Source organism: Pseudomonas fluorescens (assembly GCF_001307275.1).
GTDB classification, from domain to species: Bacteria; Pseudomonadota; Gammaproteobacteria; order Pseudomonadales; family Pseudomonadaceae; genus Aquipseudomonas; species Aquipseudomonas fluorescens_AA.
The window spans coordinates 1122465-1135659 of sequence record NZ_CP012831.1; the positions used below are offsets into that span (position 1 = coordinate 1122465).

Below are 13195 nucleotides of genomic sequence, written 5' to 3' on the forward strand. Positions count from 1 at the left end.
CTGGGGAGCCTGGTGAGTCAGTGGGTATTGATATTGACTGACAGGATGTCATCGCGAGCAAGCTCGCTCCCACATTGGAGGGTGCTGACCCTGTGGGAGCGAGCTTGCTCGCGATAGCGGCGGCACATTCAGAAATGATGCGCACTGGCGCGCACAAACGGCTTATTGAGCCCCAGCGCGGAGTTGCTGCTGCAAGTTCTGGATCTGCGCCTGCAAGGTGTTGATGTTACGGGTGACCTGACCGCGGAAGGCGTCGAACTCGGCCGTGTTGCCGCCCTTGTCCTGCTGGCTCTTGAGCACGATCACGTCCTGTTCCAGGCGGTCGATGGCAGAGTTGGAGGTGGCTCTTTTCAGGGCGGTGATGTCAGCACCGATGCTCTTGAGCTGGGCATCCAAGGCACCACCCTCGCCCTGGCTCTTCAGGGCGGTCACTTCAGCCGCCAGCGCCTTGACCTGGGCCTGGAGCTCCTTGTTGGACGCTTGCAACTGCGTGTTGGTGTTCTGCTGTTCCGAGGCCTGGGCGATGAGCTGGGCCAGTTCCTTGTCCAGGTCGGCAGAGGGGCCGAACGTGGCCTGCTGTAGTTTGTACTGCTCCTGCAGCTTGCCGTCGAACTGCCGCCCCTGTTCCTGCAGCTTGGTGTCCAACTGTTTGATCTGCAGCTTCAAGGCTTCACTGTCGCTCATGACGTTGGACTGCCCGGCGACCACCTTGCCGGAAATGTCCTGCAAGCGCCCCGCCGCATCCTCACTGATCCGGGCGAAGCTTTCCTGGGTCGCCACCAGCTGCTGCTCCATCAGGGAAATCTGCTGGAAGCTCCACCAGGCCAGGAAACCGAATGCACACAGCAGCGCGCCGACCAACGCCCACAGCGGCCCGGTGCTGGCCCCCTTGACCTTGGCCGCGGCAACGGGCGCCGGGCGCGCTTGCACGTGGGGCTGGCGGCTGGGCATGAAATCATCGTCATCGGGAATGTCGGCCCGCATCCGCAGGCTCGGTACATCATCGAAGTCGTCGTTGGCATCGTTACGCATGGGCATGGTTCGACCTTTGGGAAACCGATAATGGCTTGATGCGGCGAGTATAACCCTCTCGCCCGCCGCACCGATTGACCCCGAACCTGGCACTCGGTTCATGATGGGCCGATCAGCGGGCTGTTTGGACACCCCACCAGGCGCAAAATTCATCGAGGGCGGTCCACAGGCTGACCTGCGGATCGTAATCGAGATAATGCCGGGCGCGACTGATATCCAGGGTGAAATTTTTGTTCATGACCTGCATGCCCAGGCGCGACAGCGTCGGTTCGGGGCGGCCCGGCCACAGTTTGCAGACACCTTCATTCAGGGCCGCGACGCTGTAAGCCAGACCGTAGGAACGATAACGTCGGACCTGTGGGACTTCCATCTGGCGCATCACATAATTGACCACATCCCACAGCGGAACCGGTGCGCCGTTGCTGATGTTGTAGGCCTTGCCCAAGGCTGAATCGGTGGCCAACAGGCTGCTGAGCAACGCTTCGTTGAGGTTCTGCACACTGGTGAAGTCCACTTTGTTCAACCCGTTGCCGACAATGGCCAGTCGGCCCTTGCGCTGCATTTTCAGCAGGCGCGGGAAGATGCTCATGTCACCGGCGCCGGTCACGAAACGCGGGCGCAGGGCCAGCACTTCGAGGCCGAACTCCTGGGCGCCGAAGACTTTCTGCTCGGCCAGGTACTTGGTGGCGGCGTAAGGGTGCTTGAAGCGCTTGGGCACCTGTTCTTCGGTCAACCCGAGGTGGTCACGGCCATCGAAGTAAATGGACGGCGAGGACAGATGAACCAGGCGGCGCACCTTCTGCTTGAGACAGGCTTCGACAACATTTTCCGTGACTTGGACATTGCCCTGGTGGAAGTCCTGGTAGCGGCCCCACAGCCCCACGGAGCCGGCGCAATGCACCACGGCCTCGACATCCAGGCACAGGTCGCGGGCCAGCAGAGGGTCGTTCAGATCGCCTTGGACGAACTGCGCACCGCGACGCACCAGGTGTTCCACGCTCTCGGCCCGGCGACCGGTGACCCGTACATCCAGGCCCTGCTCCAGGGCGAAACGCGCAAAGCGCCCGCCAATGAAGCCGCTCGCGCCGGTGACCAAAATCTTCATGCATGCTCCTAAAAATCAGATTCGAGCTACAAGCCACAAGCTTCAAGCCAAGCGCTTTTCACTTACCGCTTGCAGCGTGCTGCTTGCCGCTGCGATCAATCGCTCAGTCAATAAGCCGAGCAACTGCCCACCATTGCGCCAATGATGCCAGTACAGCGGCACATCGATCGGTTTATCTGCCAACAATTCCACCAGCACGCCTCGTTCCAGCTGTTCGCGCACTTGCAGCTCTGGCACCAGCCCCCAGCCCAACCCCACCTCGGCAAGACGGATGAAACCTTCGGACGAGGGGCATAAATGATGCTCGAAACCGCCCTCCACGCCCACGGACGCAAGGTAGCGATGCTGCAGGAAATCATCCGGGCCAAACACCAATGCCGGCGTACGAGCCAGTTGATCGGCCCGCACGCCGTCGGGAAAGTGCCGGGCGATGAAGGCCGGGCTGGCCAACGCCCGGTAGCGCATCGCCCCCAGCAACACGCTGCGAGCCCCCGCCACCGGGCGTTCGCTGGCGCAGACACAGGCCGCCACTTCACCGGCGCGCATGCGTTTGAGGCCCACGGTCTGGTCTTCTACCACTAGGTCGAGCAACAGGTGATGGTCGGCGCAGAAATCTCCCACGGCAGCGGCCCACCAGGTTGCCAGGCTGTCGGCGTTCAAGGCGATGCGCAGACGCTCCGGCAGCCCCTCTTCATCCAGCGCCGGCACCAGGCTCTGCAGGTCGCGCTCGAGCAGCCGCACCTGTTGCACGTGGTTGAGCAACCGACGGCCGATTTCCGTGGGCGCTGGCGGTGTGGCACGCACCAGAACGGGCTGACCGACACGCGCCTCCAGCAACTTGATCCGTTGGGAAATGGCCGATTGCGACAAACCCAGCACTTGGGCCGCGCGCTCGAAACCGGCCTGCTCGACCACGGCAGCCAGGGCAGAAAGCAATTTGTAATCGAACATCAGTTTCTCTAATGAGCAATCAGCAATATTGGTTTTTCTTATACATCTCGCCACAGGAGAATGGCCAGCAATTCATCAACTGACCGGGGGATAAAACGATGTGGCAAAGCTATGTGAACGGGCTCTTGGTGGCGCTCGGGCTGATCATGGCCATCGGCGCCCAGAACGCATTCGTGCTGGCCCAGAGCCTGCGCCGCGAGCACCACTTGCCGGTCGCGGCGCTGTGCATCGCCTGCGACGCCCTGTTGGTCGCCGCCGGAGTGTTCGGCTTGGCGACCTTGCTGGCCCAGAGTCCGTTGTTGCTGTCGATTGCCCGCTGGGGCGGCGCGGCGTTCCTGCTCTGGTACGGCAGTCTGGCCTTGCGCCGGGCCTGTTCGAAGCAGAGCCTGCAACAGGGTGAGAACCAGGCTGTGCGCTCGCTGCGGGCAGTGTTGCTCAGCGCGCTGGCGGTGACGCTGCTCAACCCCCACGTCTACCTCGACACCGTGCTGCTGATCGGTTCCCTCGGGGCCCAGCAGAGCGTGCCCGGCGCCTATGTGGTGGGCGCGGCCAGTGCCTCGCTGCTGTGGTTCCTCACCCTGGCCATCGGCGCCGCATGGCTGGCTCCCTGGTTGGCCCGTCCAAGCACCTGGCGGATCCTGGACCTGTTGGTGGCGGTGGTGATGTTTACCGTGGCGATGCAATTGATTGTCGCCGGCTGATTATTCCAAACCGCTCTGGAACCTCTATTCCACACAGTTGTTGCGTGGTTATGCCGCACCCCCGGTGCTATGATCCGACTCCTGCGCCGCAAAGAGTACAAACTCCCCGGCGCTAGTCTGGCCGCCCGTGATCGGCCTTGCGCTCACCGCAACTGACCTGATTAGGAGAATCACCATGGCTTTCGAATTGCCGCCGCTGCCCTATCCACACGACGCACTGGCGCCACACATTTCCAAAGAAACTCTGGAATACCACCACGACAAGCACCACAACACCTACGTCGTGAACCTGAACAACCTGGTGCCTGGCACCGAGTTCGAAGGCAAGACCCTGGAAGAAATCGTCAAGACTTCCTCGGGCGGTATCTTCAACAACGCCGCTCAGGTCTGGAACCACACCTTCTACTGGAACTGCCTGGCGCCAAACGCCGGCGGTCAACCAACCGGCGCCCTGGCTGAAGCCATCAACAAGGCATTCGGTTCGTTCGACAAGTTCAAGGAAGAATTCAGCAAGACCTCCATCGGCACCTTCGGTTCCGGCTGGGGCTGGCTGGTGAAAAAGGCTGACGGTTCCCTGGCCCTGGCCAGCACCATCGGTGCCGGCAACCCGCTGACCAGCGGCGACACCCCGCTGCTGACCTGCGACGTGTGGGAACACGCCTACTACATTGACTACCGCAACGTTCGTCCGAAATACGTCGAAGCGTTCTGGAACCTGGTCAACTGGAAATTCGTCGCCGAGCAGTTCGAAGGCAAAGCCTTTACTGCCTAAGCTCGATGCCAGACAAAGGAAACCCGGCGCCGTGCCGGGTTTTTTTTGCGCGACAAAATTGATCGCCAGGCAAATACCTCGTGTCTGGAATCCAAGAAAAAATCCCGACGGGCCTCAAGTTGCGGTGCCTTTCAACCGACACAATGGTCGTAGAGCAATCACTCTGGAAAGAACGTATATCGGTCAGGTTTCAAGCGAAAACCCTTGTGTTTGATTGTCCCTTTGACTGACATCACAGGATTGCCAATACTCATGGCAACTTGACGCTACCCGCACGGAACAAGGAACCACTCTTTGAAGCTGGAACTCAAGAACAGCTTGTCTGTGAAGTTGCTCCGGGTCGTGCTCCTTTCGGCATTGATCGTTGGCATGGTCTTGAGCTGCGCCCAGATCGTGTTCGATGCCTACAAAACCAACCAGGCCGTCGCCAGTGACGCCCAGCGTATCCTCGACATGTTCCGCGATCCATCGACCCAGGCCGTCTACAGCCTGGACCGGGAAATGGGCATGCAAGTGATCGAAGGCCTGTTCCAGGACGAAGCCGTGCGCATGGCCTCCATCGGCCATCCCCGCGAAACCATGCTCGCCGAAAAAACCCGCCCCTTGCAGCACTCCGAAAGCCGCTGGCTGACCGACCTGATCCTGGGCAAGGAGCGCACCTTCACCACGCAGCTGGTGGGACGTGGCCCCTACAGCGAATATTACGGCGACCTGAGCATTACCCTCGACACGGCCACCTACGGCGAAGGTTTCATCGTCAGCTCGGTGATCATCTTCATCTCCGGGATGCTGCGGGCCCTGGCCATGGGCCTGGTGCTGTACCTGGTCTATCACTGGCTGCTGACCAAGCCGTTGTCACGGATCATCGAGCACCTGACCGAAATCAACCCCGATCGCCCCAGTGCGCACAAGATCCCGCAGTTGCGCGGCCACGAGCAAAACGAACTGGGCCTGTGGATCAACACGGCCAACCAACTGCTCGAATCCATCGAGCGCAACACGCACCTGCGTCACGAAGCGGAAAACAGCCTGCTGCGAATGGCCCAGTACGACTTTCTCACCGGGCTGCCCAACCGTCAGCAACTTCAACAGCAACTGGACAAGATCCTGGTGGACGCCGGACGCCTGCAACGTCGGGTGGCGGTGTTGTGTGTAGGGCTGGATGATTTCAAGGGCATCAACGAACAGTTCAGCTATCAGACCGGCGATCAGTTGCTGCTGGCCCTGGCCGATCGCCTGCGGGCCCACAGTGGGCGGCTCGGCGCACTGGCGCGGCTGGGGGGCGACCAGTTCGCCCTGGTCCAGGCCGACATCGAACAGCCTTACGAGGCCGCCGAACTGGCCCAGAGCATCCTCGATGACCTGGAAGCACCGTTCGCCATCGACGATCAGCAAATCCGCCTGCGGGCTACCATCGGCATCACCCTCTTCCCCGAAGACGGCGACAGCACCGAGAAACTGTTGCAGAAAGCCGAGCAGACCATGACCCTGGCCAAGAGCCGCTCGCGCAATCGCTATCAGTTCTACATTGCCAGCGTCGACAGCGAGATGCGCCGCCGTCGCGAACTGGAAAAAGACCTGCGCGAGGCCCTGGCCCGCGAGCAGTTCACCCTGGTGTACCAGCCACAGATCAGCTACCGCGACCTGCGGGTGGTGGGCACTGAAGCCCTGATCCGCTGGCACCATCCCGAGCACGGCCTGGTGCCGCCCGACCTGTTCATTCCCCTGGCCGAGCAGAACGGCACCATCATCGCCATCGGTGAATGGGTGCTGGACCAGGCGTGCAGGCAATTGCGCGAATGGCACGACCAGGGTTTCCTCGACCTGCGCATGGCGGTCAATCTGTCGACAGTGCAATTGCACCACGCCGAACTGCCACGGGTGGTGAACAATCTCCTGCAGATGTACCGGCTGCCGCCACGCAGCCTGGAGCTGGAAGTCACCGAGACCGGCCTGATGGAAGACATCACCACCGCGGCCCAGCACTTGCTGAGCCTGCGTCGCTCCGGGGCGCTGATTGCCATCGATGACTTCGGCACCGGCTACTCGTCCCTGAGCTACCTCAAGAGCCTGCCGCTGGACAAGATCAAGATCGACAAGAGCTTCGTCCAGGACCTGCTCGACGACGAAGACGACGCAACCATCGTCCGGGCCATCATCCAATTGGGCAAGAGCCTGGGGATGCAGGTCATTGCCGAGGGCGTCGAGACGGTCGAGCAGGAAGCCTACATCATCGCCGAGGGCTGCCACGAAGGTCAGGGCTACTACTACAGCAAGCCGCTACCGGCGCGGGAATTGGGCCTTTACCTGAAGCAGGCCGAGCGCAGCAAGGTGTCCATCCTCTGATTCCTCTCTTCTGCCACGTTCCTGCAGGAACTGGCGAAGCCTGCGATCTGTTGATCTTTCGCTCCAGACTCGATTGGCAATGGAAAGATCGCAGCCTCGCTTCGCTTGGCAGCTCCTACAGACGCTGCCGATCCCTTCATTAAATAAGAAATATTTACAACCATAACCCTTTACACATAATGCAAATCTTTCGCATTATGTCGCAGTTTTGCGCACCCTCGCGCCTGTCCCATCCATCACCGAAGCAGGATGTTCGCCATGATTCGTATGCCCCTGGCTACCGCCAGTCTGCTGGCCATCGCTATTTCCCTCGCCGGTTGCGGCGAAGGCAAAGACAAGGCCGCCGCGCCGCAAGCGCCAACGCCGGCCGCCAGCACCTCGGCACCGGTCGCCCCTGCTGCCGCCGGCAAAGTCGACGAAGCCGCCGCCAAGGCCGTTGTCGCGCACTATGCCGACATCGTCTATGCCGTCTACAGCGATGCCGAATCCACTGCGAAGACCCTGCAAACCGCCGTCGACGCGTTCCTGGCCAAGCCGAACGCCGATACCTTGAAAGCCGCCAAGGCTGCCTGGGTCGCCGCACGCGTACCGTACCTGCAAAGCGAAGTGTTCCGCTTCGGCAACACCATCATCGACGACTGGGAAGGCCAGGTGAACGCCTGGCCCCTGGACGAAGGCCTGATCGACTACGTCGACAAATCCTACGAGCACGCCTTGGGTAACCCGGGCGCCACCGCCAACATCATCGCCAATACCGAAGTCCAGGTTGGCGAAGACAAGGTCGACGTCAAGGACATCACCCCGGAAAAACTCGCCAGCCTGAACGAGCTGGGCGGTTCCGAGGCCAACGTCGCCACCGGCTACCACGCCATCGAATTCCTGCTGTGGGGCCAGGACCTCAACGGCACCGGCCCGGGCGCCGGCAATCGCCCCGCTTCGGATTACCTGGAAGGCGCCGGTGCCACTGGCGGCCACAACGACCGTCGTCGTGCCTACCTCAAGTCCGTGACCCAACTGCTGGTCAATGACCTGCAGGAAATGGTCGGCAACTGGAAGCCGAACGTGGCCGACAACTACCGCGCCACCCTGGAAGCCGAGCCGGCCGAAAGTGGCCTGCGCAAGATGCTGTTCGGCATGGGCAGCCTGTCCCTGGGTGAACTGGCGGGCGAGCGCATGAAGGTGTCCCTGGAAGCCAACTCGCCGGAAGACGAGCAGGATTGCTTCAGCGACAACACCCACAACTCGCACTTCTACGATGCCAAGGGCGTGCGTAACGTGTACCTGGGCGAATACACCCGGGTCGACGGCACCAAGATGACCGGCGCCAGCCTGTCGTCCCTGGTCGCCAAGGCCGACCCGGCCGCGGACACCGCGCTCAAGGCCGACCTGGCCGACACCGAAGCCAAGATCCAGGTCATGGTCGATCACGCCAACAAGGGTGAGCACTACGACCAGTTGATCGCCGCCGGCAACACTGCCGGTAACCAGATCGTGCGCGACGCCATCGCCGCACTGGTCAAGCAGACCGGTTCGATCGAACAGGCTGCGGGCAAACTGGGCATCAGCGACCTGAACCCGGACAACGCTGATCACGAGTTCTGATCAACGCCGGCTGGCTGCGGGTCAACGCAGCCAGCCAAGCCACAAAACCTGTGGGAGCGAGCTTGCTCGCGATAGGGGTCTATCAGTCGATATTGATGTTGGCTGGTCTACCGCTATCGCGAGCAAGCTCGCTCCCACAGTGGTTTCGGGTGTTTCAAAAATGCGAGATCAGTCATCACTGCCCTTGTGGGAGCGAGCTTGCTCGCGATGGGGGCATATCAGTCGATATTGATGTTGGCTGGTCTACCGCTATCGCGAGCAAGCTCGCTCCCACAAGGGGCGTCACTGTGGTTCATGGCTGCAACCCGGCAAGCCGCCCTTCGATAAACCGCCGTTCCGGCAACTGCTGCGTCAGTTCGAGCGCGCGGCGGTACGCCGCCCTCGCCTCGTCCAATCGTCCCAGTTGACGACAGAATTCCGCCTGCGCCGAATAGGCCAGGTGATAGTCGAGTAATTCCCCACGCTCCAGGATCGCCTCGACCAGGCGCAAGCCGACTTCCGGTCCGTCACGCTTGGCCAGGGCGGCAGCGCGGTTGAGTTCGATCACCGGCGACGGCACGGCCCGCAGCAGCACATCATAAAGCCCGACGATCTGCGGCCAATCGGTCTGCTCAGCCGTCGGCGCTTCGGCATGCACCGCCGCAATCGCCGCTTGCAGGCAGTACGGCCCGAACCGTCGGGTTTTCAGCGCGGCTTCCACCAACGCACAGCCCTCGGCGATCAGCTCGGCATCCCATAAGGATCGCACCTGCTCATCCAGCAGAATCAGTTCACCGGTCGACGACGTTCGCGCCGGGCGCCGGGATTCGTGCAGCAGCATCAACGCCAGCAACCCCATGACCTCGGCCTCGGGCAGCAACTCCATCAGCAGACGCCCGAGACGGATGGCTTCGCGCGTCAGGTCTTCGCGAGTCAGCTCGGCGCCCATCGAGGCCGAATACCCTTCGTTGAACACCAGGTAGATCACCCGCAGAACGCTGTCCAGCCGCTCCGGCAGTTCCGCGCGGGACGGCACCTGATAGGGGATCCTGGCATCGCGGATTTTCGCCTTGGCCCGCACGATGCGCTGGGCAATGGCCGCCGGGGCGGCGAGAAACGCCCGGGCGATTTGTTCGGTGGTCAGGTCGCAGACTTCCCGCAGCGTCAGGGGCACCTGGGCATCCGCCGCCAGGGCCGGGTGGCAACAGGTAAAAATCAGCCGCAGGCGATCGTCTTCCACGTCTTCGTCACTCCACGGATCCTGCTCCAGCGCTTCGAGTTGAGCGATCAACATCGGTTGGGACGCGGCGAAACGCGCGCGCCGGCGCAAACTGTCGATGGCCTTGAAGCGCCCGGCAGACACCAGCCAGGCCCGTGGGTTGTCCGGCACACCGTCGCGCTGCCAACGCTCGACCGCAATGAAAAAGGCCTCGTGCAAAGCCTCTTCCGCCAGATCGAAGTCACCCAGCAGGCGAATCAGCGTCGCCAGGATCCGCCGCGAGTCTTGCCGATAAACCTGCTCGACCCGCGCCTTGACCGTTTCGACCGACATCAGTCGGGCATGCCTTGGGTAACCAGTGTCTCAAGCCGGCCCTGGCCCCAACCCTCAGGGAAACCCATGGCATCGTGTGCCTGGCGATCGATTGCCCGGCTGACGGATAACGCGTAAGGGGCAGCAGTGAGGTTCATGAATGAAATCCTGTTTGTGATTGTTGTTCAGGGGTTCAGTTGGCGTACCGGTCGCACTTCAACGCAACCGACCCGGGCCGCCGGGATATTGCCGGCGACCTGGATGGCTTCGTTGAGGTCCTTGGCGTCGATCAGGTAGAAGCCCGCCAGTTGCTCCTTGGTTTCGGCGAAGGGGCCGTCGGTGATCGACAGCTTGCCGCCACGCATGCGCACCGTGGTGGCGGTCTGTACCGACTCCAGGGCTTCGGCGGCCAGCATGCGCCCACTGCCCTGGATCGATTCGGCATAGGCCATGCACTCGGCGTCCTCCGGGCTGTCGGGCGAGTTGTGCAGCGTCTGTTCGTTGCTATACACCAGGCATAGGTACTTCATGGAAGGCTCCGTGTTCGGACTGATCAACTATGGACGGCAGAATGACGCTCGGCGAAAAAACCGACGATCAGGGTTGCAGGTCGAACAGCGCCGTCCCGGCCATCGGGTCGAACGGAGCGGACCAATGTTCATGGACGATCCGCCATTGTCCGGCTACACGCTGGTAGCAGGCCGTCACACGCATCCAGCAGGCCTGCTCCTCGCCTTTTTCGTTGGTGCCGCCGCAATAGGCCAGCCAGTGGGCAAAGGCGATGTTGTCGGCCGGGGTAATCTTGACCTGATGAAAGTCGAACTTGTGCGGGCCGGGGCACATTTCCATACACGCTTGCCAATGGGCCCGGTAAGCGGTCTTGCCCTTGAATTGCAGGGCCTGGATGGCATCGAACGAGACAATGCTCTCGTCATAGAGCGCCATGACTTTTTCGACGTCCTTGGCCATGACGGCTTGGCGGTAGGTGTCGATCAAGGCCTGGATCTGGGTTTCAGTGGCTTGGGTATTCATGGTGATTCTCCGCAGTTTTTTGTTGAAGACACCCTTTGTCGTTTGGAGAAACAGCGAATCGACAATCCAACAAAAATAATTCAAAGAGAAAATTCGCTAGAATCCAAGTCCTATTCTGCCGGCACACATTGGACGTTTCTGTGACCGCTCGACTCGTCCCCTACGAAGACCTGACCGCGCTGCAACGTGAACAGGTCAGCGCCATCGAACTCCACCCCGAACAGATCAAGTTCGCCGGCGATATTCATGGCGCCCTGCACATGCTGCTGTCCCGGCCCGGCCCGGGGGTCAAAGGCTTTGCGCTATTGGCTGGGGACGTGCCAGTGGCCTTCCTGCTGCTCAAGCGCCCGCCGGTACTGCCGGCCTGGGCCAACGAGCACAGCGCCACCCTGCATGCCTTGCAAGTCGACCACCGGGCCCAGGGCAAAGGGTATGGCAAGGCCTGCCTGCAGGCGCTGCCCGCCGTGGCACGAGCCGCCTGGCCGGACATCCACGGATTGGAGCTCTCGGTCGATCCCGATAACGTCTCGGCCATTGGCCTGTACGCCCGCCTGGGCTGGGTCGACAGTGGCGAAGCCTACAAGGGCCGCATCGGGTATGAGCGGCGGATGGGGTTGGTGTTCTGACAAACAGAATCAACGATCGATAGGCGCCGAATGTGGGAGCGAGCTTGCTCGCGATAGCGGTGTTTCAGTCAACATCAAAGCGGCTGACCTGACGCTCTCGCGAGCGAGCTCGCTCCCACAGGGGACTGCGCCGATCAGCTTGGCTTGAGCGGGATCCAGATTTCCAGGGTGCCTTGGCCGGTCCGGGGGTTGAAGTCTTCGCTGTAGCGCTCGAATTCAGGCTGACCCGCCGCTTCGTAACCGGAATGGGGCAGCCACTCTTTCCAGATGTATTGGAACGTATCCGGCAGCTTTTTCAATGGCCCTTTGTGTTCGAAGACCGCGTAATGGCCTGGCTGGATTTCGATCCAGCGGTATTGCTCCGGCAAATCGTCGAGCCGGCTGATTTCCACGCCGGCGATGTATTCGAACCCACCCTTCCCGTCCGGGTTGCAACACACACCGTAGGTCACTTCATCTTTCTGCCCTGGCACCTTGCCGAGCCAGGGCAGGAACTTTTCCCAGAGCAAAGGGATGTCTTGGGCGGTGTCCTGGGTAAACCGAGCACCAAAGCCGGCGATGAGCTGAAAACGTCCCTGTTCAAAGCGTGGCACGGCTGTGTAATCGCGTTCGGGCTTTTCCATGCGGCAACACTCCAGCAAAACGTGAAGTCGGGCTTGGCAGTATAGAAGCCAAACCGTGATTGCCAGGGCCGTTTCGCTTGTCAGATGCCAGGCAGGGCCGCGGTGACGGCGCTTCCTACAAACTCGTTGTAGCCAGAAACAATCACGTACACCGCGAAATAGCAGAAGATCGCGGCGGATGCCCAATAGGAATAACGCAACAATTTATCCCCCAACAGTTTGCCACCCTGGGTCGCCGCCAGGCACAAAGCCGCGCACCACAGCAGCCCGGCGCAGAGAAAACCACTGAGAAACAGCGCCGAGCTGAGCAAGGTTCCGCCGCCCGAACGGGCGATCAGCGTACCGCCCACCGCCGCGAACCAGAGGATGGCACTGGGCGATGACATGGCCAGGAAAATCCCGCGCAAGAACTCCTGGCGCGAAGAGTTGCCCTGCACTTCACCGGCCTCGGCCAATACCGCGCTGTGATAGATCGCCGAGTGGATCATCTTGGCCGCGAAGTACAGCAACAGCACCGAGCCGCCGACCCACAGCACCCAGCGCACCGCTTCGTATTGCAGCAACACGGTCATGCCGGCCAAGGCCAGGACGGCATAGATCAGATCGCCCACGCAGGTGCCCAGGCCCAGGGCGAACCCCTGGAAATAGCCGCGCTGCATCGCCAGGGTGATCATCGCGATATTGGCCACGCCAATGTCCAGGCACAGCGAAAGGCTCAGCAGGAAGCCGCTGGAAAATTCCATCATTCGTTCCATCAGGATTGGGTGAGACAGGTTCAACAAGCCGCTGCGACCATCGATGGCGCCGCGGCCAGGGCGACAGTGTCGTCGAAAATAGTTCGCCGCGGCTACTGGACAATCCGACATCCGCCCGATTATCTTGCGCCGCAGGCCAC

13 protein-coding genes and 1 pseudogene are annotated in these 13195 nt (G+C 61.4%); 5 read left to right on the plus strand and 9 right to left on the minus strand.

Annotation, left to right across the window (positions count from 1 at the left end):
* Positions 1-162: 162 nt before the first annotated feature.
* The 3 genes from AO356_RS04995 to AO356_RS05005 all read right to left on the minus strand — a co-directional run bounded on the left by AO356_RS04995 (position 163) and on the right by AO356_RS05005 (position 3088).
* Positions 163-1038 (minus strand): hypothetical protein, encoded by an 876-nt coding sequence (locus tag AO356_RS04995; protein ID WP_060738831.1) that lies wholly within the window; start codon positions 1036-1038, stop codon positions 163-165.
* Positions 1039-1144: 106 nt separating this feature from the next.
* The gene (locus tag AO356_RS05000) at positions 1145-2137 is read right to left on the minus strand and encodes an NAD-dependent epimerase/dehydratase family protein (protein WP_060738832.1); all 993 of its coding nucleotides are present in this window, start codon (positions 2135-2137) and stop codon (positions 1145-1147) included.
* A gap of 42 nt (positions 2138-2179) precedes the next feature.
* The gene (locus tag AO356_RS05005) at positions 2180-3088 is read right to left on the minus strand and encodes a LysR family transcriptional regulator ArgP (RefSeq protein WP_060738833.1); all 909 of its coding nucleotides are present in this window, start codon (positions 3086-3088) and stop codon (positions 2180-2182) included.
* A gap of 98 nt (positions 3089-3186) precedes the next feature.
* On the opposite strand from AO356_RS05005, the gene AO356_RS05010 reads away from it, so the two are divergent.
* The 4 genes from AO356_RS05010 (at position 3187) to AO356_RS05025 (ending at position 8509) form a co-directional block, all read left to right on the plus strand.
* Positions 3187-3789 (plus strand): LysE/ArgO family amino acid transporter, encoded by a 603-nt coding sequence (locus AO356_RS05010; protein WP_060738834.1) that lies wholly within the window; start codon positions 3187-3189, stop codon positions 3787-3789.
* 175 nt (positions 3790-3964) lie between these two features.
* Positions 3965-4561, plus strand: coding sequence for a superoxide dismutase (locus tag AO356_RS05015; protein WP_060738835.1), 597 nt, complete (start codon positions 3965-3967; stop codon positions 4559-4561).
* A gap of 294 nt (positions 4562-4855) precedes the next feature.
* Positions 4856-6907 (plus strand): putative bifunctional diguanylate cyclase/phosphodiesterase, encoded by a 2052-nt coding sequence (locus AO356_RS05020; RefSeq protein WP_060738836.1) that lies wholly within the window; start codon positions 4856-4858, stop codon positions 6905-6907.
* Positions 6908-7165: 258 nt separating this feature from the next.
* Positions 7166-8509, plus strand: a complete 1344-nt coding sequence (locus AO356_RS05025) for an imelysin family protein (protein ID WP_060738837.1) — start codon at positions 7166-7168, stop codon at positions 8507-8509.
* A 292-nt stretch (positions 8510-8801) separates the two neighbouring features.
* Here AO356_RS05025 and AO356_RS05030 read toward each other — a convergent pair whose 3' ends face one another.
* The 4 genes and pseudogenes from AO356_RS05030 to AO356_RS05040 form a co-directional block, all read right to left on the minus strand.
* Positions 8802-10040 carry an RNA polymerase sigma factor gene (locus AO356_RS05030; RefSeq protein ID WP_060738838.1) on the minus strand — a complete coding sequence of 413 codons (1239 nt, stop codon included), beginning with the start codon at positions 10038-10040 and terminating at the stop codon, positions 8802-8804.
* Positions 10040-10129 (minus strand): annotated as a pseudogene (locus AO356_RS30645) (polyketide cyclase); the annotation flags it as partial. The gene AO356_RS05030 and the pseudogene AO356_RS30645, both read right to left, overlap by 1 nt.
* A 75-nt stretch (positions 10130-10204) precedes the next feature.
* On the minus strand, positions 10205-10549 hold the full coding sequence (locus tag AO356_RS05035; protein ID WP_060738839.1) for a YciI family protein: 345 nt from the start codon (positions 10547-10549) through the stop codon (positions 10205-10207).
* A 67-nt stretch (positions 10550-10616) separates the two neighbouring features.
* Positions 10617-11051 (minus strand): YybH family protein, encoded by a 435-nt coding sequence (locus AO356_RS05040; RefSeq protein WP_060738840.1) that lies wholly within the window; start codon positions 11049-11051, stop codon positions 10617-10619.
* Positions 11052-11191: 140 nt separating this feature from the next.
* On the opposite strand from AO356_RS05040, the gene AO356_RS05045 reads away from it, so the two are divergent.
* Entirely contained in the window at positions 11192-11677 is a 486-nt protein-coding gene (locus AO356_RS05045; RefSeq protein ID WP_060738841.1) for a GNAT family N-acetyltransferase, read from the plus strand.
* 134 nt (positions 11678-11811) lie between these two features.
* Here the strand turns inward: AO356_RS05045 and AO356_RS05050 are convergent, their stop codons facing one another.
* Positions 11812-12300 carry a GyrI-like domain-containing protein gene (locus tag AO356_RS05050; protein ID WP_060738842.1) on the minus strand — a complete coding sequence of 163 codons (489 nt, stop codon included), beginning with the start codon at positions 12298-12300 and terminating at the stop codon, positions 11812-11814.
* Positions 12301-12380: 80 nt separating this feature from the next.
* A complete protein-coding gene (locus AO356_RS05055; protein WP_060738843.1) occupies positions 12381-13043 on the minus strand; it encodes a LysE family translocator in 663 nt (220 codons plus the stop codon).
* Positions 13044-13195: the final 152 nt, after the last annotated feature.